19 protein-coding genes are annotated in these 22813 nt (G+C 56.3%); 15 read left to right on the top strand and 4 right to left on the bottom strand.

Annotated elements, in window-relative coordinates; genetic code table 11:
- Window positions 1–65: 65 nt before the first annotated feature.
- The 3 genes from HMJ29_RS03810 to HMJ29_RS03800 all read right to left on the bottom strand — a co-directional run bounded on the left by HMJ29_RS03810 (window position 66) and on the right by HMJ29_RS03800 (window position 3209).
- Window positions 66–1133, bottom strand: a complete 1068-nt coding sequence (locus tag HMJ29_RS03810) for an Ldh family oxidoreductase (RefSeq protein WP_171590242.1) — start codon at window positions 1131–1133, stop codon at window positions 66–68.
- 104 nt (window positions 1134–1237) lie between these two features.
- Entirely contained in the window at window positions 1238–2197 is a 960-nt protein-coding gene (locus HMJ29_RS03805; RefSeq protein WP_244678764.1) for a Ppx/GppA phosphatase family protein, read from the bottom strand.
- Between the two features lie 127 nt (window positions 2198–2324).
- Window positions 2325–3209: a class I SAM-dependent methyltransferase gene (locus tag HMJ29_RS03800; protein ID WP_171590241.1), complete on the bottom strand. Its 885-nt coding sequence runs from the start codon at window positions 3207–3209 to the stop codon at window positions 2325–2327.
- Window positions 3210–3471: 262 nt separating this feature from the next.
- Between HMJ29_RS03800 and dapF the strand changes: the two genes are divergently transcribed.
- Entirely contained in the window at window positions 3472–4266 is a 795-nt protein-coding gene (gene dapF, locus HMJ29_RS03795; RefSeq protein WP_171590240.1) for a diaminopimelate epimerase, read from the top strand.
- A gap of 158 nt (window positions 4267–4424) precedes the next feature.
- Entirely contained in the window at window positions 4425–4916 is a 492-nt protein-coding gene (locus HMJ29_RS03790; RefSeq protein WP_171590239.1) for a DUF6756 family protein, read from the top strand.
- A 54-nt stretch (window positions 4917–4970) separates the two neighbouring features.
- On the opposite strand, the gene HMJ29_RS03785 is transcribed toward HMJ29_RS03790, so the two are convergent.
- Window positions 4971–5990 (bottom strand): aldo/keto reductase, encoded by a 1020-nt coding sequence (locus HMJ29_RS03785; RefSeq protein WP_171590238.1) that lies wholly within the window; start codon window positions 5988–5990, stop codon window positions 4971–4973.
- Window positions 5991–6148: 158 nt separating this feature from the next.
- On the opposite strand from HMJ29_RS03785, the gene HMJ29_RS03780 reads away from it, so the two are divergent.
- The 13 genes from HMJ29_RS03780 to HMJ29_RS03725 all read left to right on the top strand — a co-directional run bounded on the left by HMJ29_RS03780 (window position 6149) and on the right by HMJ29_RS03725 (window position 22809).
- Complete coding sequence (locus HMJ29_RS03780; protein WP_171590237.1) at window positions 6149–6670, top strand: GNAT family N-acetyltransferase; 522 nt, start codon at window positions 6149–6151, stop codon at window positions 6668–6670.
- A 166-nt stretch (window positions 6671–6836) separates the two neighbouring features.
- Complete coding sequence (locus HMJ29_RS03775; RefSeq protein WP_216634088.1) at window positions 6837–8078, top strand: glycosyltransferase family 1 protein; 1242 nt, start codon at window positions 6837–6839, stop codon at window positions 8076–8078.
- A gap of 66 nt (window positions 8079–8144) precedes the next feature.
- On the top strand, window positions 8145–9326 hold the full coding sequence (glf, locus tag HMJ29_RS03770) for a UDP-galactopyranose mutase (RefSeq protein WP_171590236.1): 1182 nt from the start codon (window positions 8145–8147) through the stop codon (window positions 9324–9326).
- A 186-nt stretch (window positions 9327–9512) separates the two neighbouring features.
- A complete protein-coding gene (locus HMJ29_RS20300) occupies window positions 9513–10829 on the top strand; it encodes a family 1 glycosylhydrolase (protein WP_216634087.1) in 1317 nt (438 codons plus the stop codon).
- On the top strand, window positions 10826–11752 hold the full coding sequence (locus HMJ29_RS20295; RefSeq protein ID WP_216634086.1) for an SDR family oxidoreductase: 927 nt from the start codon (window positions 10826–10828) through the stop codon (window positions 11750–11752). Before HMJ29_RS20300 ends, HMJ29_RS20295 begins: the two co-directional genes overlap by 4 nt.
- 213 nt (window positions 11753–11965) lie before the next feature.
- Window positions 11966–12994, top strand: a complete 1029-nt coding sequence (locus HMJ29_RS03760; protein ID WP_171590235.1) for an acyltransferase family protein — start codon at window positions 11966–11968, stop codon at window positions 12992–12994.
- Window positions 12995–13164: 170 nt separating this feature from the next.
- Window positions 13165–16572, top strand: a complete 3408-nt coding sequence (gene secA / locus HMJ29_RS03755; protein ID WP_171590234.1) for a preprotein translocase subunit SecA — start codon at window positions 13165–13167, stop codon at window positions 16570–16572.
- 185 nt (window positions 16573–16757) lie between these two features.
- Complete coding sequence (deoC, locus tag HMJ29_RS03750; protein ID WP_171590233.1) at window positions 16758–17429, top strand: deoxyribose-phosphate aldolase; 672 nt, start codon at window positions 16758–16760, stop codon at window positions 17427–17429.
- Window positions 17410–17961 carry a sporulation protein gene (locus tag HMJ29_RS03745; protein ID WP_171590232.1) on the top strand — a complete coding sequence of 184 codons (552 nt, stop codon included), beginning with the start codon at window positions 17410–17412 and terminating at the stop codon, window positions 17959–17961. Before deoC ends, HMJ29_RS03745 begins: the two co-directional genes overlap by 20 nt.
- A gap of 120 nt (window positions 17962–18081) precedes the next feature.
- Entirely contained in the window at window positions 18082–19287 is a 1206-nt protein-coding gene (locus HMJ29_RS03740; RefSeq protein ID WP_171590231.1) for a M20 metallopeptidase family protein, read from the top strand.
- 25 nt (window positions 19288–19312) lie between these two features.
- A complete protein-coding gene (locus HMJ29_RS03735) occupies window positions 19313–20134 on the top strand; it encodes a hypothetical protein (protein WP_171590230.1) in 822 nt (273 codons plus the stop codon).
- Window positions 20135–20505: 371 nt separating this feature from the next.
- Window positions 20506–20952 carry an Hsp20/alpha crystallin family protein gene (locus HMJ29_RS03730; protein ID WP_171590229.1) on the top strand — a complete coding sequence of 149 codons (447 nt, stop codon included), beginning with the start codon at window positions 20506–20508 and terminating at the stop codon, window positions 20950–20952.
- 348 nt (window positions 20953–21300) lie between these two features.
- Window positions 21301–22809 (top strand): Do family serine endopeptidase, encoded by a 1509-nt coding sequence (locus tag HMJ29_RS03725; protein ID WP_244678760.1) that lies wholly within the window; start codon window positions 21301–21303, stop codon window positions 22807–22809.
- Window positions 22810–22813 lie beyond the last annotated feature (4 nt).

Raw genomic sequence — 22813 nt, 5'->3', positions numbered from 1 at the left:
ATAAAAAGCCCGCTTTGCGAATGCAAAGCGGGCTTTTTTGTGTTAAGGGAAGTTGAGAAACAGCGTTACAGCTTCACGCCAAACTTTGCTCCTACTGATTCCAGATCCTTGATTACTGGGTCGAGCAGCGGGATGCCTTCAATCAGGCGCTTACCGCTCATTTCGCGCTCCGGGTCGCCGGGAATCAGCACGTGCTGGCCTTCAGTGGCGCGGGCATTGCGGAAGGTGGTAATCCAGTTATCCATGTGGGCCTTAAACTCGGCGGCGGGCCGGAAGGCATCTACGCGCATGGCTCCGAAGAAGTGGCCTAGGCCTTGCCCAACCGGATTGGCGGACGGCTGCAGAAACGCCACGAAGGGCGGTACCCAGGGGCCGTAATTGGCACCGCTCAGTACTGCCGAGAAAATATCAACCACTGCACCCAGGCCGTAGCCTTTGTGCGAGCCGGTAGCCCCGCCCAGCGGCAACAGTGCGCCGCCATTTTTCACGGCGTTGGGGTCGGTTGAGCCCGTACCGTCGGCGTTTTGGGCCCAACCTTCCGGAATGGGTAAGTTCTTGCGCTGGGCAATTTCCAGCTTGCCGTTGGCGGCCGTGGTGGTAGCCATATCAAGCACAAAGTCGGGCTGGTCGCCGGCGGGCACGGCTACGGCAATGGGGTTGGTGCCCAGCAGGCGTTCCAGAGAGTAGGTGGGTGCCACCAGCGGCGAAGCATTGGTCATGGCAATGCCCATCATATCGTGGGCCAGGGCCTTCATAGCGTGGTAGCCCGCAATACCGAAGTGGTTGGAGTTTTTCACTGATACCCACCCGGTACCTACTTGCCGGGCTTTCTCAATGGCTACATCCATGGCTTTAGGTCCTACTACCAGGCCTAGGCCACCATCGCCATCTACCACAGCAGTGCTGGGCGTTTCATAGGTCACGCCTACCCGGGGCGTGGGGTTGATGCGGCCGGCTTCCCAGAGCCGCACGTAGCCAATGAGGCGCGCTACGCCGTGAGAGTCGATGCCGCGCAGGTCAGCGGCCAGCAGGGTTTCGGTAGCCAGCGTGGCGTCCTCATCGGGGCAGCCAATGCTTTTAAAAACGGCTTCCGTAAAGCTGAAAAGGTGGGTATAGGAAAGCGTAGTTGCCATGAAGAAAAGTGTGGCGGGAAGCGTGGAGTTCCTCGCATCATGAAATAAGCCGGCTTGGCTGATTAGTGCTGAGCCGTGCCTTGCCTTGAGTAGGAAAAGAAAGCTTACTGGCTTAGCAGCTCACTCAGCAGGCCTTCCTTCAGAGCGTAAGCAGAGGCCGTGATGGTGCGGAGTCCATACGTTGTCAGCACGAAATCAATCAGCACACAAGCCACCACAATCATATCGGCCCGCAACGGCGTCATGCCGGGGAGGCTCAGGCGGCCAGCATGGTCTAGGTGCAGGAGCTGCTCGTAGCTGGTGCGGAAGCTCTCAAAGGAAATACGGGTGGCCGGGGCGGCGTGGCCCACCAGCTCCGGCTGGCCGGCCCTGGCGGCTTGCAGGTCGCAGAGCGTATCGAAAGTGCCGGAAGCGCCCACCAGCGCCGCGGGGTGGTACTGGGCTATAGCTGTCGTTAGAGGCGCGAGCACCTCCGCAAGGTAGGCCTGCTGGGCCTGCACGGCGGAAGCGGGCAATGGATCGGCGGTGAAAAACTTATCAAGCAGGCGCTGCGCCCCAATTTCAAAGCTCTGCTTCCAGAAGGTGGCATGCTCATCAGCAATGATAAACTCCACGGAGCCGCCCCCAATATCCATGAGCAGATGCGGCACCTGGCCTAGCGGCACTGCCTGCCGGATGCCTTTGGCTATCAGCTCCGCCTCCCGGTCGCCGGGAATAACCTCCACCCGAATACCCGTCTGCTCAAAGATCTCCTTCACCAGCTCCGGTCCGTTTTTGGCTACGCGCATGGCGCTGGTGGCAGTAGCACGTACTTCCGTAACCTGGTGCAGCTCAATTTCCTCCTTAAAGCCAATCAGCGTCTGGAGCGCCCGCGCGTAAGCCTCCGGTGCAATGTGGTCGGCACTGATGCCGCCCTCTCCCAGGCGCACCCCTACTTTGGTGCGCAACAGCGTAATGGGCTCCTGGTGCTTGGGCTCGGGCAACTCCACAATCAGCAGGTGGAAGGTGTTGGTGCCCATGTCAATCAGGGCCAGACGACGGTGGCGGGGAGGGTGCTGTGACACAGAGTGATTAATGAGGTGATGACGTGATAGGGGGAATGAGGTTACTGAGTGATGAGGTAATGGGATAAAGTATTCAGCGCTTTTCAGCTTGTTACTATTCACCCCATCACCCCGTCACTTTATCACCTCAGGTAGCAAACCGGCAAAACGTGCCGAGCGGCAGTTTGCGCGCACCGGCGTCGTGCAGGTATATCTCCCCAATTTCGCGCTTCTGCTGCATGCCGGGGAAAATTTCCGATACTAGATTGTCGAGAATCAGGGCTGAGAAACCCAGCGAGTATAGGTTGATCAGGAAGAAGTGGTCCTCGGGGTCGAGGAGCTCTTTGCAGAGCTTGAGCATCTCGTTGAGCTCATCTTCCAGCTGCCATTTCTCCCCGTTGGGGCCGCGGCCGTAGGCGGGCGGGTCGAGAATGAGGCCCTGGTACTTGCTGCCGCGCTTTACCTCGCGCCGCACGTACTTCATGGCATCTTCCACCAGCCAGCGCACCCCATCCAGGTTAGAGGCCTCCATATTGTCGCGGGCCCAAAAGTTCACCTGCTTCACGGAGTCGAGGTGAGTAACGTCGGCGCCGGCGGCGCGGGCGGCCAGCGTGGCGGCGCCAGTGTAGGCAAACAGGTTCAGCACCCGCGGCTGAGCGGCTTTGCGCTGGCGGGTTTGGTTGTAGATGAACTGCCAGTTGGGATCTTGCTCCGGGAACAGGCCTACGTGCTTAAACGACGACAACCCCAGCCGAAACCGCAGCTTTAGGCCATCAGGACGCTCATAGCCAATAACCCATTGCTCGGGCGTGCCAGGCTTTATCTTCCACTGGCCGCGCTCCTGGCTGCCTTTCTCGCGGGTGAAGGTGGCATGGGCGCGCTGCCACTCGCTTTGCGCCAGGTGCGGGTCCCAGATAGCCTGCGGCTCGGGCCGGGCCAGAATATGTTTACCAAAGCGCTCCAGCTTTTCAAAGTTGCCGGCATCGAGTAGCTCGTAATCGGCCCAGGGGCTGGTAGTAAGGAAAGTGTACATAAGGCTATCTTTACGCTGCCCAGCAGGGCAGGGCGGCAAAGGTACGGTACAGTTTGGACCAGCAACCTATACGAGCCGCCACGGATGGAAGGGGAGAAGTGGGCCGAAGGCGCTGGTACTTATTTTCACCTGGGGTTTGGGCTGGGTACTGGCCTAGCCCACTGCTTGCTAGTAAACTGTTTTATGGCGAGCGGGTGTCCTATCTTTACTCTAACAAACCAGTAGCTTTTTAAGCTGATTTCACTGCCATACGCATTATACCGTGACTCTCACCTTCTACAAATACCAAGGCACCGGCAACGACTTCGTGATGGTGGACGACCGCGCCCAGCAGTTCGACGCCGGCAACCACCAGCTGGTGCGCTTTCTCTGCGACCGGCGCCGTGGCGTAGGGGCCGATGGCCTGATTCTGCTCCGCCTGCACGCGCAGTATGATTTTGAGATGGTGTACTTCAATGCCGATGGCTATTTGGGCTCCATGTGCGGCAATGGCGGCCGGTGCACCGTGGCTTTCGCCCGGCAGATTGGCGTAATTGAAAATGAAACCAAGTTCCTGGCTGCCGATGGTCCGCACGAGGCCCGTATTGACGCCGATGGCACCGTACACCTACGCATGCAGGACGTGCTGGGCCAGCAGGAAGTAGAGGAGTACGGCGTGTTCCTCGACACGGGCTCGCCCCACCTGGTACGCTTTCAGCCCATGAGTACTCTGGCCGAACTGAACGTGTACAGCGAAGGCCGCGCCATTCGTTACAACGACCGGTTCCGGGAGAAAGGCACCAACATCAACTTCGTGGAAGCGCCCGTCGTGCCCGGCCAGCCCTGGCAGGTGCGCACCTATGAGCGCGGCGTAGAAGACGAAACCCTGAGCTGCGGCACTGGCGTAACGGCCGTGGCCCTGGCTGCTTCCCGCCGCGGCGCCACCAGCCCCGTGCACCTGCGCACCCCCGGCGGCGACCTGCGCGTAGCCTTCGATGCCAAACCCGACGGCTCATTCACCAACATCTTCCTAAGCGGCCCCGCCACCCGCGTCTTCGACGGTGCTATCGAGGTGTGATCTGGCTTCTAGGCCACTAAAAAGCTGTCATTCCGAGCGGCAGCGAGGAATCTGAGTTGCTCACCAGAGCTCCACCCAGATTCCTCGCTGCCGCTCGGAATGACCGTTTTGCTGAACACCAAGTAGCAGGCCCAGTAGCGCCTGCTTATCTTCGCTATATGTGGTCCGACCTACGTGTTGAAATTGAGCAGGCCCGCCAACGGCTGCGGTTACCCAAGCAAGAATTTGCGCCTTTGCCCTTCACCACTGAGTGGGCCAGCTTGGAAGAGCGGATTTATCACGCGTTTTGCCGCTTAAATCACCCCACAGTTCGCCCTTGCTGGTTGTGGGAGCGCTTGCGGCCAGGAGCAGTGGGGTTAGTGTGTGAATACGATCCGCTTACACAACTGACTTCTTTAGTCGACCCGGAAGAAATCGTCTGGCTAGTGCTCAACGAAACGGTCAGCTTTAGAGACAAATTCTGGTTCTACTGGGGAACACCCCACGCTATCCACAGTGTACTGGCCGAGTGCTACTATCTAGACGAAGTCTATCTGATTTCGAAGAAGTACACGTGGTTGCTATGCTTAAACCATCACGACGCGCTCTACGGCATTGGCTCTCCCATACAGGAAAGACTCTTAGCTCGCGGAGCTAAGAGTCTTTCCTAAGGCGTAAACAAGTGATTTTCTAGACCGTTTTTACTTACTGTAAAACCAGCAGACCTAGGCCTGTCGGTCGCCTTTGGTGAAGTCCAGCATCCAGCCGGGATATTCGGGAGACAGCTTGCTTACGTCATCCAGCTGCTGAAGCTCCTCGGGCGAAAACTGCACGTCCACGGCTTTGAGGTTGTCTTCGAGTTGCTCCATCTTTTTGGCCCCGATAATTACACTAGTAACTACCGGCTGATGTAGCAGCCACGCCAGTGCGGTTTGCGCTACTGAAACGCCTTTAGCTTCGGCTAGGGGGCGCAACGCATCCACTATATCAAAGCCCTTTTCTTTATCCACGGGCGGAAAGTCAAAGTTGGCACGGCGGGCACCCTCTTCCGTTTCGTTCTCGCGGGTGTATTTGCCACTAAGGAAACCGCCGGCCAGTGGGCTCCACACCATTAGGCCCACTTTCTGATCTTGCAGCAGGGGCACCAACTCCCGCTCTAGGTCGCGGCCGGCAATGGTGTAGTAGGCCTGCAGCGACACATATTTCTCCACGTGGTTGTAGATTGAGTAGCTGAGAGCTTTCATCAGCTGCCAAGCCGCCACGTTGCTGGCGCCAATGTAACGCACCTTGCCGCTGCGCACCAGGTCGTCGAGGGCGCGTAGGGTTTCCTCCAGGGGCGTGAGCGGGTCGTAGCTGTGGGTTTGATAGAGGTCGATGTAATCGGTTTTCAGGCGGCGCAGGCTATCCTCTACCTGCTGGAAGATGTGCTTGCGCGTGAGGCCGGCATCATTGGGGCCTTCACCCATTTTGCCCCGTACTTTGGTGGCTAGCACAATATCATGGCGCGAGAGGCCTAAGTTGTGAATGGCTTGGCCGGTGAGTTCTTCCGATAAGCCTTCGGAGTACACGTTGGCCGTGTCAATGAAGTTGATACCCGCCTCTACGGCGCGCTTTACTTGCTCGTCTACGGCTTGCTGATCCAGCGAGCCAATAGCGGCTGCCCAGCCTTTGCCTCCGTAGGTCATGGTGCCCAGGCACAATTCTGATACTTTCAGGCCTGTGTTACCTAGCAGGTTGTATTTCATAGTAGAGAGGATTAGAAGTGAATCCTTGTCAAACTCCCGGCTAAACCGGATTGTTGACGTATAATTTCGGCTTCTGCTCTCGGCTGTCCTGTAGTGAGGGCTGATACTTACTGCCGCAGTAGCCCAAGAAGCCTGAAAAAACCGTTTCAGTAACTCATATGCTCTCCTCCAACCTCGTTTTTCTCCGCCCCCTCGAAGCCGAAGACCTTGAGTTTCTTTATGCGCTGGAAAACGACCCCGCAGTATGGGGAGTGTCGGATATGCTGGTGCCAATTTCCCGCTACACACTACGGCAGTATTTGGAGCACGCTAGCGCAGATTTTCAGGAAGTACGGCAGCTTAGATTAGTACTATGTCGGCAAGATACCCAAGCAGCCGTTGGTACCGTAGATGTTTTTGATTATTCGCCCCTGCACCAGCGGGCCAGCGTGGGTATTACGGTGCTAGGCCAGCACCGCCGCCAGGGGTACGGGCGTGCTGCATTGGATTTGTTAGTGCTCTATGCTCATCAGGTGCTTCAATTACACCAGATGTATTGTACTATAGCTGTAACAAATCGGGCTAGTATCAGGCTGTTTAAAGCAGCAGGTTTCAAGAAGATTGGAGTACGCCGGGAGTGGTTGCGCACCCCCAGTGGCTGGCAAGATGTAGTGGAGATGCAACACCTTCTGGTAAACTGACTATTTCCGGCCTAGCAAGCGCTAGAGTGCAAAACGCAGATACTCAAGCTCGGCTATATCCTTTTAATAAAGGGGGCGTATAGAGACCTAACCAGACAAGCACTGCCAGTTATTGCTGGTTCGTAAAGGGGCAGTGTCGTCTGTAGAACGATTTATTCTAAACCCTATGTCGCTGTCTCCACCAGCGGAGTCGCCCGTGCGTGCCTCTGCCCTCTCTCCCTCAACCAAAAACTCTGCTTCTGCCGAAAACCTACCCTATGCCCTGCCTGATTTAGTGTGCTTTGCCCATTTGCATTGGGACTTTGTGTGGCAGCGCCCCCAGCATCTTCTCTCTCGTTTTGCGCAGCATGGCCGCGTGTTCTACGTTGAAGAAGCATTTTACCATGCCGATGACCTCATTGAGCCTCATATGGAGGTAAAGGAGCGGCAGAATGGGGTTAACGTATTAGTAGTACACCTGCCGGCCCGCCTGCGCGGCCAAGATGATGCCGCCGACCAAGCCCAGGAGAAAGTACTAACCAGCTACTTCCGGGAACAGCATATTGAAAAGTACATCTTCTGGTATTATACCCCCATGGCGCTGGGCAAATCACGCTCCTTCCAGCCCATCCTGACGGTGTATGACTGCATGGATGAGTTGGCCGCCTTTAAGTTTGCACCCCCTGCTCTGCGGGAGCGGGAGCAGGAGCTGTTCAAAAAAGCAGCACTGGTATTTACCGGCGGCCACACGCTCTACGAGGCCAAAAGCCAGCAGCATAACGATGCGCACCCTTTCCCCAGCAGCATCGACAAGGCCCACTTTGCTCAGGCCCGGCAGCCACAGCCCGACCCCGCCGACCAAGCCGGAATTGCTCACCCCCGCGTGGGTTTCTTTGGCGTAGTAGATGAGCGCCTGGATATTGAGCTGCTCCGCCAGCTAGCCGATGCCCACCCTGAGTGGCAGTTTGTGATTATTGGCCCCGTAGTGAAGATTGACCCAGCCACGCTGCCCCGTCAGCAGAACGTGCATTACCTCGGTGGCAAAGACTACCAGGAACTGCCTTCCTACTTAAGTGGTTGGGATGTAGCAACGTTGCTCTTTGCTGATAATGAGAGCACGAAGTTTATCTCGCCCACTAAAACTCCCGAATACCTGGCCGCCGGACGGCCAGTCGTGAGCACCCCGATCCGAGATGTGGTTCGGCCCTACGGCGAGTTGAACCTTGTACAGATTGCCGCTACGGCGGATGAATTTGGGCAGGCCATTGAAAAGGCGCTGATCCAGACCCAGGACGCCGACTGGCGCCAACGCACCGACGATTACCTGGCTACTATCTCTTGGGACCAGACCTGGGAACAGATGGTACAGCTGATGCAGCAGAAGCTTACGCCGGCTGCCAGCAAACCGCATACCGCAGCACTCTCTTAGTTCTGCACTCTACTACCTCCATCACCTGTTCTTTCCCCCTCATTTCTTTCCAAACACCGCTTCGTTATGTTCGATTATCTCATCGTAGGGGCCGGCTTTGCTGGCAGCGTGTTGGCCGAGCGGCTTGCGACTCGTTCCAATAAAAAAGTACTGGTGGTGGACAAGCGCAACCATATTGCTGGGAACGCCTATGACCATTACAACGAAGAAGGTATCCTGGTCCACAAGTATGGCCCGCATATTTTCCATACCAATTCGAAGGACGTATTCGAATACCTATCCAACTTTACCGACTGGCGCCCATATGAGCACCGGGTACTGGCTTCCGTAGATGGCCAGCACGTGCCCATGCCCATCAACCTCAATACCATTAACATGCTGTATGGCCTCTCGCTGAACAGCTTTGAGGTGGAGCAGTTTTTAGAGTCATTGGCCGAGAGCGTGCCAGTTATTAAAACCTCTGAAGATGTAGTGGTAAGCAAAGTAGGGCGCGAGCTGTACGAGAAATTCTTCCGCAACTACACCCGTAAGCAGTGGGGCATGGACCCCTCGGAGCTGGATAAGTCAGTAACGAGCCGCGTGCCCACCCGCACCAACCGCGACAACCGTTACTTCACCGACACCTATCAGGCTATGCCGCTGCACGGCTACACCCGCATGTTTGAGCGTATGTTGGATCACCCCAACATCAAGGTGATGCTGAATACTGACTACCACGACATCATTGATTTCATTCCTTTCAAGGAAATGATTTTCACGGGGCCGGTAGATGAGTACTTCGATTTTAAGTACGGCAAGCTCCCCTACCGCTCTCTGGAGTTCAAGCACGAAACGCTCAACACGGAGCAGTTCCTGCCCGCTCCGGTAGTAAATTACCCCAATGAGCACTTATACACCCGCATTACGGAGTTTAAGCAGCTTACAGGCCAGCAGCACCCCAAAACCAGCGTGGTGTATGAGTACCCCAAAGCAGAGGGAGACCCATATTACCCCGTGCCACGCCTGGAGAATGCCGAGCTGTACAACAAGTACAAGAAGCTGGCCGACGAAACACCTAAGGTGCACTTTGTAGGCCGCTTGGCTACGTACAAGTACTACAACATGGACCAGGTAGTAGCCCAGGCGCTTACCCTGTACAAGAAGCTCACGGAGAAAACCGAAGAAGCCCAAAAGGTTACTATGCCTGCCATCACGGGCTCGGCCTCCATTATAAACAAGCTCGTACCGCGCGATCCGGCCAAGGAATAGCGGTTTCTAAAACTGGCTGTCAGATGCTGTCATTCTGAGCCGCTGCTGTGAGGTTTACTGGTTGCTAGGCCACTTGGCTTGCTACCAGTAAACCTCACAGCAGCGGCCCAGGATGACAGATCTGTTTTCAGGTGTTTCAAACTCAACACTTCGCCATCTGAAGCTGCAGCCGTACGTGAAAGCAGCATGGAACACGTAGAAATGTGGGGCGGAATAGAATGCACCATTCGGCGCATGGGAGATGGGTATTCTGACCAGCTCGTCAGTAGTGGCCACCGGGACCGGATTGAGGATCTGGACCAGTTTGCAGAGTTGGGAATTCGCAAGCTTCGGTACCCCGTTCTGTGGGAGCAGGTGGCCCCCGAAAGTCTGGACAGTCCCGACTGGACCTGGACCGATGAGCGAATGGCTCGCCTCCAAGAATTGGGCATTGACCCTATTGTAACGCTGCTGCACCACGGCAGTGGCCCACGCTATACGGCGCTCCATCAAGCAAACTTTGTGGCGGGGCTGGCCCGCTTTGCCGGCATGGTAGCCGAGCGCTACCCTTGGGTAAAGCACTTCACCCCCGTAAATGAGCCCCTAACCACGGCTCGGTTCAGCGGCCTCTACGGCATCTGGTACCCTCACGGCCTCGACGATAAAACCTTCGTCCGGATTCAGCTGAACCACATTAAGGGCACCCGCGAGGCTATGAAAGCCATCCGGAAGGTAACGCCTGACGCCCAATTGGTGCAAACCGAAGATCTGGGCAAAACTCACTGCACGCCCAAACTGGCCTACCAGGCGGAGTTTGAAAACAACCGGCGCTGGCTCACTTTCGATCTGCTGTGCGGCCGTATAAATGAGCAGCACCCCATGTGGAGCTACCTCCGCGAGAATGGAGCCTCCGAAATAGAACTGCTGAATCTGGTAAATGACCCAATGCCGCCCGATGTGCTTGGTATCAATTATTACATCACAAGTGAGCGGTTTTTAGATGAAAACCACCAATACTTCCCCGCCCAGCATTTGCGGCAAAGTGAAGCGCGGGTTAATTATGCTGATGTAGAGGCCGTGCGGGTCCGGTGGGTCCGGATGGCGGGAATTCATGACCTGTTGCGGGAAGCGTGGGAGCGGTACCACCTGCCCATGGCCATTACGGAGGTACACTTGCAATGCACCCGCGAGGAGCAGATGCGCTGGATCCAATACGCCTGGGATGCTGCCAACCAACTGAAAGCCGAAGGAGTAGATATGCGCGCCATTACCATTTGGTCGTTGCTGGGCGCCTATGACTGGAATACGCTGCTCACGCAGGAAGGCGCTTACTATGAAAGTGGGGTGTTTGACCTGCGCGGAGGCAGCCCCAGGCGCACGGCGCTTTTTAAAATGGTGCAAAGCCTGGCTACCGAAGGCCATTATCATCACCCCCTGCTACACAACAAAGGCTGGTGGGAGCGTAACGACCGTTTTGTTTACCATCACCACCGGCCCATCTCCACCAATACCCTTGAGCTATGAGAATACTTGACTCACTAGAGGCACCAGCAGGCTTATCTCCTGTGCAGCCCCTGCTAATCACTGGTGCCAACGGCACGCTAGGCCAGGCATTCAAACGCATTTGCGCTATCCGGGGGATAGAGGTAGTAGCCCTTGGGCGGGCTGAGCTGGATATATCCGATCCGGTGGCGGTTGAGCGGGTACTACTGCAGCATAACCCATGGGCAGTAGTAAACACCGCTGGCTACGTACGCGTTGATGACGCCGAGCACGAGTATGCGCGCTGCTACCGCGAAAACACAACAGGCCCGGCCATTTTGGCGGCGGCGTGTGCCTACCAGGAAATTCAGCTGCTCACGTTTTCCTCTGATCTGGTCTTCGACGGCAACAAAGCCGAGGCCTACTTAGAGCATGACACGCCGCGGCCCCTAAACGTGTATGGCAACAGCAAGCGGCTGGCGGAGCGCGATGTGCTACAGCGCATGCCCGAGGCCCTGGTGGTACGTACCAGTGCCTTCTTCGGCCCCTGGGATGAGTATAACTTTGTGTACGCGGCCCTGCGGGCTGGCCACAGAAACCTGCCCTTCGCAGCGGCCGACGACGTGCTAGTGTCGCCTACGTTTGTGCCCGACCTGGTTAACGTGGCGCTGGATCTGCTCATTGACGAGGAGCGGGGCGTATGGCACCTGGCAAACCAGGGCTCCTATACCTGGGCTGATTTGGCTCGCCTAGCCGCCGATATGGCTGGTTTGGCTACTTCCTTTGTAGTGCCTCGTGCCCAGCATAGCTTTGGCTTGGCAGCTCCACGCCCTGGTTATAGCGTACTAGGCAGTAAGCAGGGCAATCTGCTGCCATCCGTAGAGGAGCGCCTGCATGAATGTGTTGCAGAAGTTACGGAGGGCATCAAGCAGCTTTCTGAAGAACGCATGGCAGTTGCCTCCTAACAGCGTTCGTTACGGCTACAGCTATCTGGCCGCACGCTGGCGTAGCTAATCACCGCTCTGAAAATCCTTATTTTCGTGGAAACCCCGCAGTCTTAGCAAAGCAGTGGGGTTTCATCATTTTGAGCCTCATGTAAGTGACCTAGGCTAGTAGCAAGGCCAGGTGGCATTCAGACAGGACCTGTAATTTGCGGAGCGTACCTCTAGCTTCCCTCCATGCAAAATAACTTCGATGCCGTGCGGCTGGGCCTGGCTTTGGTAGTTGTGTTCTGTCATTTGGCCGTGTTAACGGGGCTGCCGGCGTTTCAGCCTTTCTTGGCATACCTCTCGGCTGATTTTGCGGTGAAGGGCTTTTTTGTGCTCAGCGGCTGTCTGGTTACGCGCAGCTTCCTTAGCAGCACCTCCGGCCTTGACTACGCTGAGAAACGTGTGCGGCGTATTTACCCCGCTTACCTAACCACCATTCTGGTGGCCTGGCTGGTAGGCCTAGCCGCTACCCACCTGCCCGCAGCGGAGTTTCTGGGTACAAAAGAGGCCTACAACTACCTCGTGGCCAACGCTACGTTCCTCAACTTCCTGCAGCCTACACTGCCAGGGGTGTTTGAGCAGCACCCGGTGCCAGTCATGAATGCATCGCTCTGGACTATTAAGGTAGAGCTGTGCCTGTACTGTTGCGTGCCAGTTTTAATGTACCTGTTCCGCCGCATTGGGCCATACGCCGTCGTGGTGCTGGCTTTTGGGGTTGCGCTAGGGTGGGAGTGGCTGCTAGGCCAATCTGCCGCCCTCACCCCTAAAATGGTAGCTGAGCTAGGCCGGCAGTTTCCGGGTATGCTGCACTTGTTTGCGCTGGGTGCCTTGTTTGGGGTGGAGGAGCGGCGGCTAGGCCAGTATATGGGCTGGGTGGCGCTTGTGTCAGGGCCGCTCTTTTGGCTCCTGCATGAGCATAGCCTGCGCGCCGTAGTGGAGCCCATCTGCTATGCCTCGGTGGTACTATTTCTGGCTACGCGGCTACCCTTTCACTGGAAGGCCGGGAAATGGGGAGATTTATCATATGGTGCTTACTTATTGCACTTTCCTCTTATTCAGCTGTTTATACACGTAGGCCTGTTTCGTGGGTATCCGTGGCTGGGGCTGACAGCATTGTTGCTGGTGCTGCTGGCTGCCGCTTTTCTCTTGTGGCATGGGGTAGAAAAGCCCTGGCTTAAGCGAAATTCGCACTACGTTGCGGCCGAAATAGTTAGATAAAATAGTCAGGGTTTGGCTCAGGTCCATTCCGCCTCCTGCTTGTCATCGGTGCAGTACCCGAACTGGTTAAAATCGGTCAGATTGACGGTGTGTTATGATATGGGGCGGTTTTGGCTAGAAATCTTGTAAATTTGAGGTGCGCCCCGGCGTTTCAATTAAGGTAAACCAGCATGTTTGATTTTCTAGGGAAAACCGTCGCCAAGATTTTCGGTTCTAAGTCGGACCGGGACTTGAAGGAGATTGTTCCGTATGTGGCGTTGATAAACGCCGAATATGCCAATCTGGCACAACTCAGCGACGATGAGCTGCGCGCCCGCACCAATGAGGTGCGCGCCCGGATTGATGCTCACCTCAAAGCTATTGACGACCAGATTGCGGCCCTACACCAGCGTGTGAACGAAGACGCTTCGCTGGACGCTATCCAGAAGGAGCAGCTCTTCGACCAGATTGATGCCCTGGAGAAGCAGCGCAACAAGGAACTGGAAGTAGTGCTCATGGAAGTGCTGCCCGTTTCCTTTGCCATTACTAAGGAAACTGCCCGCCGCTACGCCCAGAACGGGCAGCTGGTGGTAACCGCCACCGACTACGATCGGGAATACGCCAGCCGCAAGAGCAACGTCACGATTCAGGGCGATAAAGCTATCTGGAGCAATAAGTGGCTGGCTGCCGGCGCCGAGATTACCTGGGACATGGTGCACTACGATGTGCAGCTGATTGGCGGCGTAGTGCTGCACCAGGGCAAGATTTCAGAAATGGCGACGGGTGAGGGCAAAACCCTCGTATCCACGCTGCCGGCTTTCCTGAATGCCTTGGCTAAGCGCGGGGTGCACCTGGTAACCGTAAACGACTACCTCGCCAAGCGTGACTCCGAGTGGAATGCGCCGCTGTTCGAGTTCCATGGCATTTCGGTTGACTGCATTGATAAGCACCAGCCCAACACGGATGCCCGCCGCAAGGCTTACCTCGCCGACATCACTTACGGCACCAACAACGAATTCGGCTTCGACTACCTGCGCGACAACATGGCCCGCGACCCCGAGGAGCTGGTGCAGCGCAAGCATCACTACGCCATGGTCGACGAAGTGGACTCCGTACTGATTGATGATGCCCGGACCCCGCTCATCATCTCCGGCCCCGTGCCGCGCGGTGATGTGCACGAGTTCTACCAGCTGAAGCCTCGCATTCAGATGCTGGTGGATGCTCAGAAAAAGCAGGTGCAGAACTACCTGGTGGAGGCCCGCAAGCTCATCAAGGAAGGCAAAGATGGCCCGAAAGAAGGAGAGGGTGGCCTAGCATTGTTCCGGGCCTTCCGTGGTTTGCCCAAGAGCAAGCCGCTCATCAAGTTCCTCTCAGAAACCGGTATGCGGGCTGTTCTGCAGAAAACGGAGAACTTCTACCTGCAGGACAACCAGCGCCAGATGCCCCAGGCCGATATGCCGCTGTTCTTCACGATTGACGAGAAGAACAACCAGATCGAGCTGACGGAAAAAGGCATTGACCTCATCACCGGCCAGGGCGAAGACCCGCACTTCTTCATCATGCCCGACATTGGCTCGGAGCTGGCTGCCATTGAAAACAGCAAAGAGCTGAGCGGTGAAGAGAAGCTGCACACCAAGGAGAAGCTCATGGATGACTTTCAGATAAAGTCGGAGCGGATTCACACCATCAACCAGCTGCTGAAAGCCTATACCCTGTTCGAGAAGGATGACCAGTACATCCTCACCGACGACGGCAAGGTGAAAATTGTGGATGAGCAGACCGGCCGCGTGATGGAAGGCCGCCGCTACTCCGATGGGTTGCACCAGGCTATTGAGGCCAAGGAAAACGTGCGCGTAGAAGACGCCACCCAGACCTACGCCACCGTAACGCTGCAGAACTACTTCCGCATGTACCACAAGCTGGGCGGCATGACGGGTACGGCCGAAACCGAAGCCGGCGAGTTCTGGGAAATCTACAAGCTCGATGTGGTGGTAATTCCCACCAACCGCGGCATCGCTCGCAAAGACGAGCACGACAAAGTTTACAAGACCGTTCGCGAGAAGTACAATGCCGTAGCCGAGGAAATCCAGACGCTGGTGCAAGCTGGCCGTCCGGTGCTGGTAGGTACTACGTCGGTTGAAATTTCGGAGCTGGTAAGCCGTATGCTCAACCTGCGCAAGATTCCGCACCAGGTGCTGAATGCTAAGCAGAACCAGCGCGAGGCCGAGATTGTAGCCGCTGCCGGCTACCCTGGCACCGTAACCATTGCTACCAACATGGCCGGCCGTGGTACCGACATTAAGTTGCGCGGCACCGCTAAGGAGTCGGGTGGCTTGGCCATCATTGGCACGGAGCGCCACGAGTCGCGGCGCGTTGACCGCCAGTTGCGTGGCCGGGCCGGCCGCCAGGGTGACCCAGGTTCTTCGCAGTTCTTCGTGAGCCTCGAAGACAACCTGATGCGCTTGTTCGGCTCTGACCGGATTGCCAAACTTATGGACCGCATGGGCCTGGAGGAAGGTGAAGTAATTCAGCACTCGATGATTACCTCTTCTATTGAGCGTGCTCAGAAGAAAGTAGAAGAGAACAACTTCGGCACACGAAAGCGCCTGCTGGAGTACGATGACGTGATGAACGCCCAGCGTGAAGTGGTGTACAAGCGCCGCCGCAACGCCCTGCACGGCGAGCGTTTGGAGCTGGACGTGTGGAATATGATCTACGACGTCTGCGAAGACATCGTGATAGGCCACAAAGGCAGCAACGACTTCGAGGACTTCAAGCTGGCCATCATCCGGGTGTTCGGGTACGACACGCACCTGACGGCTCAGGAGTTAAGTGGCATGCAGCCCGGTCCGCTCACGCAGAAGCTCTACGACGAGGCTCTCGGCTACTATCAGAGCAAGAACGATTTCATCGCCGGTAACAACATGCCGCTGATCAATGACCTGCTCAGCCAGAACTCGCCCTACGAAAACATTGCCATTCCCTTCACCGATGGCCGCAAGCAGATTCAGGCTATTGCCAACCTGCGCCGCGCCCAGGCCACGGGTGGTCACGATGTAATTCGGGCCATGGAGAAGGTGGTGGTGCTGTCGGTTATCGATGAGGCCTGGACCAAGCACCTGCGCGCCATGGACGACCTGAAGCAGGTGGTGCAGAACGCGGTATACGAGCAGAAAGACCCACTGCTGGTGTATAAGTTCGAGTCGTTTGAGCTGTTCAAGCAGATGATCGGCAAGGTAAACGAGGACACTATCCAGTTCTTGTTCCGCGCCGACGTGCCCATGCAGGCCGGCCAGGATGGTTACGACGAGCCCGAGTACTTCACCGAGGATGAGCTGCCCGTAGCGCCGCCCATGCCCAAGCTGAAGGCCGAGAAAGAAGTTTCATCGGTGTCGTTGGGCGCTGGCCCCGAGGATCTGGAGCAGGCCGCTGGTCAGCCCCAGGTGCTAGAGAAGCAGCAGCCGGCTAAGTCGCAGAAAGTGGCGAACCGCAACGAGAAAGTAAGCGTGCAGTACATGGATGGTCGCATCGTGCGCGATGTGAAGTTCAAGTCAGTAGAAGACGACTTACTGAACGATCGTTGCGTGCTGGTTGACTAAGCAACGGGTAAGCAGTAGTAAACGGGCCGCGTTTCCAATCTGGAAGCGCGGCCCGTTTGTTGTAGGGCACATCCACTGCTCTGCAGACCTTCCCGGCAAGGTTAGCGTATGAGTTGTTATGTACCTACGCCAATCACCCAGACGCGCACTACCAAGTTCGTGCTACATACCCCTACCTTTACCCCGTGAACCTCGCCTCGTACATCGACCACACTCTCCTCAGACCTGACGCGCAGCCCGAGCAGATTGAGCAGCTCTGTCAGGAAGCCGCCGACAACCAGTTCGCCAGCGTGTGCGTGCCGCCGTGCTACGTGCGGCTGGCGGTAGAAACCCTACGAGATACGGGGGTACCGGTGTGCACAGTTATTGGCTTTCCGCTGGGGTATGGGCTGGCTAAAGTCAAGTTTTTTGAGGGGCACCAAGCCTTATCAGAGGGCGCGACGGAGCTGGATATGGTGATTAATATTGGGGCCTTGAAAGCCGGCAGGGTAGAAGAAGTAGAGGAGGAGATTGGTGAGCTGGCCGAGCTTTGCCACCTGCGGGGTGCACTCCTGAAAGTTATTATTGAAACGGCCCTCCTGACGGAGGATGAAATTGTGCTGGCCTGCGAGATATGCGCGGAGGCCGGCGCCGATTTTGTAAAAACTTCCACGGGTTTTGCGGGTCGGGGTGCCTCCATCTCCGACATTGAGCTGATGCGCCAGTCACTGCCCACCCACATTCGTATTAAAGCTTCCGGCGGAATTCGCACGCGCGAAACGGCCCTGGCCCTCATTGCTGCCGGCGCCGACCGCATTGGCTCGTCTAATAGTCTGGTACTGCTGGAAGACAACTCCCATGAAACACTCGCTTCGTAACGTGCTGCTGCTTTCCACCCTGTTTTCGCTGGGCGCCTGCGCATCTTCGGGGCCGGCAGCACCATCGGCCTCCGCTGCTGATACCACGCGCCGGCCGGCCACAACAAGCACTGCGCCGGCAGAAGACCTGAGTAAGTACCGGCCGGTTTTTGCTGCGCCCAAGGCACCTGCCGCGGCCCCCGTAACGGCGGCCAGGCCTGTAACCCCTACCAACCAGGTAAACGCTCAGATTGAGCAGCGCCTGCGTGACCAGGCTTACACCAACAAAAATGTGAAGTACGCTCAGGGCTTCCGAATACTGGCCTACGTGGGCCTGGAGAAGGAGCAGGCTATGAGCATCCGGCGGAGTATCATCAGCCGCTACCCCGAAGAAACCGACTACCTGGCCTACAAGCAGCCTATCTTCCGCCTCTGGGTAGGCGATTATACTACCCGCCTCGAAGCCGAGCAGGCTTTGCAGCGCATTAAGCAGCTGGCTCCCAAAGCACAGCTGGAGTCGGCGCAGGTAGTACTCAATAAAACCACGTTTTAGCCGTTTCGCACCGTGTGTCAGTGGGCCAAATCTCACTGACACAGAGGTAAGCCGTACAGATGAGGGCGGAGGTACGCCTCTACCATGGCTAAGCCACTTCCCGCGAATCAGTGATACTTTATGCAACACCTGATACCCCGCATTCAAACGCTGGCTGCTGAAGCTGCCGCCGAAACAATAGCCTTGCGCGAGCATCTGCACGCCAACCCGGAGCTTTCCTTTCAGGAGTTCAATACGGTGGCTTACGTAACCAAACAGCTGCAGGAGTTAGGCCTGCAAACGCAGCCCATTGCCAATACGGGCGTAGTAGCGCTTATTGAAGGACGTAATCCCAGCGTCCGCACCGTAGCCTTGCGGGCCGATATGGATGCGCTGCCTATTACGGAGCAGAATGAAGTAGCCTATAAATCTACAAATCCAGGCGTGATGCACGCCTGCGGCCACGATGTGCACACATCGTCGCTGCTGGGCACGGCCCGTATTCTCACCCAGCTCCGCGACGAGTTTGAGGGCACCGTGAAGCTGATGTTCCAGCCCGGTGAAGAGCTGCTGCCCGGTGGCGCTTCTCTGATGATTAAGGAAGGCGTACTGGAAAATCCCAAGCCAGCCAGCGTACTCGGTCAGCACGTGTTTCCGCGTCTGCCCGCCGGTAAAATCGGTGTTCGGGCGGGCCGCTATATGGCCAGCACTGATGAGCTGTACCTAACTGTGCGCGGCAAAGGGGGCCATGGTGCCATGCCCGAGCAGAACATTGACCCCGTGCTGGTAGCGGCTCACATTATTGTGGCCGCCCAGCAGATAGTTAGCCGCCGGGCCAACCCAAAGCTACCTTCAGTGCTGTCGTTCGGGAAAGTTATTGCCCAGGGCGCCACCAACGTCATCCCGAACGAAGTGTATATGGAAGGCACCTTTCGGACTTTGAATGAGGAATGGCGCAACGAGGCCCATGAACACCTGCGTCGGCTGTGTGAAGGCCTGGCCGAAAGCATGGGAGCTACGTGCGAGCTGGAAATCCGCCGGGGCTACCCTTACCTGGAGAATGAGCCGGAGCTGACCAGCCGCGTAGAGCAAGCTGCTATCCAATACCTGGGAGCCGAAAACGTAGTGGAGCTGGATCAGTGGATGGCCGCCGAGGACTTCGCTTACTTCTCGCAGGCTGCCAGTGCTTGCTTCTACCGCTTGGGTACTGCCGCCGCCGACGGTAGCGGCCGCTATACCTCCTCGGTGCACACCCCGACTTTCGATATTGATACCAAGGCGCTCGAAACGGGCCCGGGCCTAATGGCCTGGCTCACACTACGAGAGCTGGCTGAGCAACCGGCCTAGTTCTATGCCACTTTTTATTCGGTTGATGATACCTGCCCGAGCTTATTTGATACTACCAGCGCTGCTACTCGCTGGCCTTACGGCATCTGCCCAGCGTCGCCTTGGGGGATACACCGCATTACGGCCTGAGGTGCAGGCTGAATTAGCGTTAAAAAGCAACGATTACTTGTTTATGGGGCTAAGTGGCCTGCACGTTAAGGAAAGCGGTACGGCCCTTTCTGGCGGTCAGCTTCGGCTGGGCTATGAGCACTTCTGGAATGAGCAGTGGAGCGGAGGGGCCACCCTGCGGCTGCTAGGCCAGTATCGTCAGGGCCTCGGCGACTTTCTGGGCCAGCCTGGCAACGTAATACCCGGCGTGTTTGTACGCCACACCAATAAAATTGGGTCCTTCAACTTTGGGCAGCGTCTGGGGGCAGAGTACGCCATCAATACAGGTAGGCTGCTAGAATCTGATGCTACTGGCCGCGCCCTGGCCCGCCTGCGCCTCGATGTAGACCGCCTGTTTCCGTTGAGCGGGAAAATTGTGCTGCGCCCACGGGTAGCGTACGAAGCAGCTGCTTACCTACGCTTCCAGCGCGATGAGAATCAGCTGAAGGAGCGGACCATTGACTTTGGCGTACTACGCGCCGAGGTTGGGGTACGCCTATCGCCGCACGTAGATGTTACTCCGTGGTTTGCCTCGCAAACTGCCTATGCCTTCTTCGTGCCTCAGTATGATGCCCTAGGCCAGCAGGTAAGCGGCGGCAGCACCAACACCGTGTCGCCCGTGGTTGGGTTGGATGTTCGCTTTACACTGTTTAGCGGTGAGCCCTCGGCTGAGCGTCGTCAGCTCCCAACGCAGCATTAGTCACGCTTAGGCGTAGCTCCAATCGCACTGCCTCTCAACACGGCCCAGGCTACGTTGCCCGGATAACGCACCTGCTGTTTCCAGACTTCGTGGCCTGGGCTGTGTTGCGTGGTGCCTGTGACAAATTGAAAAATATTATGACAAAATGTCTTTGCCTGCAGATCAAGTAAAAGTGGTTAAATAGGCGTTAAGAGAAGAATGTCAGCCAAAGGGGTAGCGAATGTCTATACCTGTTTATAGTCTAAATGTCATTTTGTCTTGAAAAATAGATGGTGTGCCGAGTGGTACAAAATTTATTAAGGCAGGGTGTATCAGTTACGGTACTCATCCAATTCTGACTCTAGACTTTGACTTTAAACAGTAGTAAACCCATGGCAACGCTTCTGTATAATAACCTCCCCACTCTGCGTCCTACTCGTGCTTTAAACTCTGTTCTGAACGAAATGCTGCGCGAGACACTCCCAACTGCTCAAAAGCAGCCATCCAAAGCTTTCGTGCCTCAGGCCGATGTGCTGGAATCTGCGCAAGGCTTTGAGCTGCACCTGATGCTGCCCGGTGTTCCGAAGGAAGCCATCAAGATTGACTTCCAGGAAGGCCAACTGACGGTAAGTGGCGAGCGGAAAGCACCCGAAGCTTCGGAGGAAGCTCCTACGTTTCGCCGCGTAGAATCGGGCTACGGCTCCTTCTCGCGCACCTTCCGCCTGCCCGACACGGTAGACGTTACTGCCATCGACGCTCAACTGGTAGATGGTGTGCTGCGCCTCACGCTGCCCTTCGATAGCAAGAAGGTAACCAAGCATCAGATTGAGATTCACTAAGCCAAAATATCTAAAAAAAGGCACCTTAGCGGGTGCCTTTTTTATTGGTTTTAGTGTTAGTATAGTAGTTAGCTGTTCAGGGACTTGAAAACGGTCAGGCCTACTTATTCAAGCAGGCCAGCTACAAGAACCTAGAGCAACCTGCTATAACAACTGCCTGCGGGTGCGGATGAAGGGCTTATAGTTGAGATAATCTACCAACGGGCCGTTTTCATCCTTCAACAGGCATGCAACCGAATACGGGAGAGTCGGCATCTAGCGTTAATACAGCGTAGGTTCACGGCTTATTCACCTTTCTGTTGTATTTTCAGTTCTGACATTTTTTCATTTTCAACCTTATTCATACCCATGCAAGCAAAACAAATGATGCTCGGTCTACTAAGCTCCGCCATCTTAGGTGGTGGTGTGGCCGTAGGTGGGTACAAGCTGCTGGAGCCCGAGCGTAATAACACGCCCCAGGCTATTGCAGCTGACCCCAATGTTCGGTACGCCAGTGAGCTGCGCAGTAGCACGTACACAGTGCCGGAAGGCTTAAATTTCACGGCCGCGGCTGCCACCGTAACGCCGGCCGTAGTGCACGTAATGACCGAGTACGCCCCGAAGGCCAGCGACAATAGCGCTATGCGCATGGACCCGTTCCTGCGGCAGTTCTTCGGTGATGATATTGACCAGTACCAGGGCCATGGCCGCTCCCAGGGCCCGCAGCAGGGCTCGGGCTCGGGCGTTATTATTGCCGCCAACGGCTACATCGTCACGAACAACCACGTGATTGAAAAAGCCGATAAAATTGAGGTGGTTCTTGACGATAAGCGCAAGTACAAAGCCACTTTGGTAGGCGCCGACCCCAACACAGACCTGGCCCTGCTGAAAGTGGAGGCTGATAATCTGCCCTTCATCCGGTACGGCAACTCCGACAACGTAAAAGTAGGCGAGTGGGTGCTGGCGGTAGGTAACCCCTTCAACCTGAACTCAACCGTAACGGCTGGTATCATCTCGGCCAAAGGCCGGAACATCAACATTCTGCGTCGCGAAGATGGCATGGGCGTGGAGTCGTTTCTGCAGACTGATGCCGTTGTGAACCCCGGTAACTCTGGTGGCGCACTGGTAAACCTGAATGGCGACCTGATTGGTATTAACTCGGCTATTGCTTCGCAGACGGGTTCCTTCGTAGGCTACTCCTTTGCCGTGCCCAGCTCCATTGTGAGCAAAGTGGTGTCTGACCTGCTCAAGTATAAGGTAGTGCAGCGCGCTTTGCTGGGTGTGCAGATTAGGGAGGTAGATGCAACGCTGGCCTCAGAGAAAAAGCTCAACTCTTTGAATGGCGTGTACGTGATGGGCCTGGGCAAGAATAGCTCAGCGGCGGAAGCCGGAATTAAAGAAGGCGACATCATTACTGAAATCAACGGCGTGAAGGTGAACACCTCTTCGCAGCTCCAGGAGCAGGTAGCCCGCTTCCGTCCTGGCGACAAGATTAAGGTAACGTACCTGCGCGGCAGCGACTCCCGCACCACTTCTGCCACGTTGCGCAACTCCACTGGCACCACCGATATCATTCGGGAAGAAATAGCTTCTACGGTGAAATATGAGGGTGCCACGCTGGCTCCCGTAACCCGGCAGGAGTTGAGCAAGCTGGGCATTGAGGGGGGCGCCAAAATCAACGGTATTAAGGATTCTAACTTCCGCGAAACCGGTATTGCCGATGGCTTCATCATCACCCGCATTGATAAAAATAAGGTAACCAAGCCCCAGGACGTGCAGCGTTACCTGGAGGCGGCTAAGGAAAGCCAGGGCGCGCTGGTAGAAGGTGTGTATCCTGACGGCCGTAAGGCATATTACCCCATTGGGCAGGCTGAGTAAGCAA

The sequence above is a fragment of the Hymenobacter taeanensis genome, from assembly GCF_013137895.1.
GTDB classification, from domain to species: domain Bacteria; phylum Bacteroidota; class Bacteroidia; order Cytophagales; family Hymenobacteraceae; genus Hymenobacter; species Hymenobacter taeanensis.
This window is presented reverse-complemented; position numbering and strand designations above follow the sequence as displayed.

What these genes read in the sequence shown, in the direction of transcription:
- HMJ29_RS03810 (WP_171590242.1), bottom strand. Translation starts at nt 1,133, where the DNA reads ATGGCAACTACGCTTTCCTATACCCACCTTTTCAGCTTTACGGAAGCC.
- HMJ29_RS03800 (WP_171590241.1), bottom strand. Translation starts at nt 3,209, where the DNA reads ATGTACACTTTCCTTACTACCAGCCCCTGGGCCGATTACGAGCTACTC.
- HMJ29_RS03790 (WP_171590239.1), top strand. Translation starts at nt 4,425, where the DNA reads ATGTGGTCCGACCTACGTGTTGAAATTGAGCAGGCCCGCCAACGGCTG.
- HMJ29_RS03785 (WP_171590238.1), bottom strand. Translation starts at nt 5,990, where the DNA reads ATGAAATACAACCTGCTAGGTAACACAGGCCTGAAAGTATCAGAATTG.
- HMJ29_RS03780 (WP_171590237.1), top strand. Translation starts at nt 6,149, where the DNA reads ATGCTCTCCTCCAACCTCGTTTTTCTCCGCCCCCTCGAAGCCGAAGAC.
- HMJ29_RS03775 (WP_216634088.1), top strand. Translation starts at nt 6,837, where the DNA reads ATGTCGCTGTCTCCACCAGCGGAGTCGCCCGTGCGTGCCTCTGCCCTC.
- glf (WP_171590236.1), top strand. Translation starts at nt 8,145, where the DNA reads ATGTTCGATTATCTCATCGTAGGGGCCGGCTTTGCTGGCAGCGTGTTG.
- HMJ29_RS20300 (WP_216634087.1), top strand. Translation starts at nt 9,513, where the DNA reads ATGGAACACGTAGAAATGTGGGGCGGAATAGAATGCACCATTCGGCGC.
- HMJ29_RS20295 (WP_216634086.1), top strand. Translation starts at nt 10,826, where the DNA reads ATGAGAATACTTGACTCACTAGAGGCACCAGCAGGCTTATCTCCTGTG.
- HMJ29_RS03760 (WP_171590235.1), top strand. Translation starts at nt 11,966, where the DNA reads ATGCAAAATAACTTCGATGCCGTGCGGCTGGGCCTGGCTTTGGTAGTT.
- secA (WP_171590234.1), top strand. Translation starts at nt 13,165, where the DNA reads ATGTTTGATTTTCTAGGGAAAACCGTCGCCAAGATTTTCGGTTCTAAG.
- HMJ29_RS03745 (WP_171590232.1), top strand. Translation starts at nt 17,410, where the DNA reads ATGAAACACTCGCTTCGTAACGTGCTGCTGCTTTCCACCCTGTTTTCG.
- HMJ29_RS03740 (WP_171590231.1), top strand. Translation starts at nt 18,082, where the DNA reads ATGCAACACCTGATACCCCGCATTCAAACGCTGGCTGCTGAAGCTGCC.
- HMJ29_RS03735 (WP_171590230.1), top strand. Translation starts at nt 19,313, where the DNA reads ATGATACCTGCCCGAGCTTATTTGATACTACCAGCGCTGCTACTCGCT.
- HMJ29_RS03730 (WP_171590229.1), top strand. Translation starts at nt 20,506, where the DNA reads ATGGCAACGCTTCTGTATAATAACCTCCCCACTCTGCGTCCTACTCGT.
- HMJ29_RS03725 (WP_244678760.1), top strand. Translation starts at nt 21,301, where the DNA reads ATGCAAGCAAAACAAATGATGCTCGGTCTACTAAGCTCCGCCATCTTA.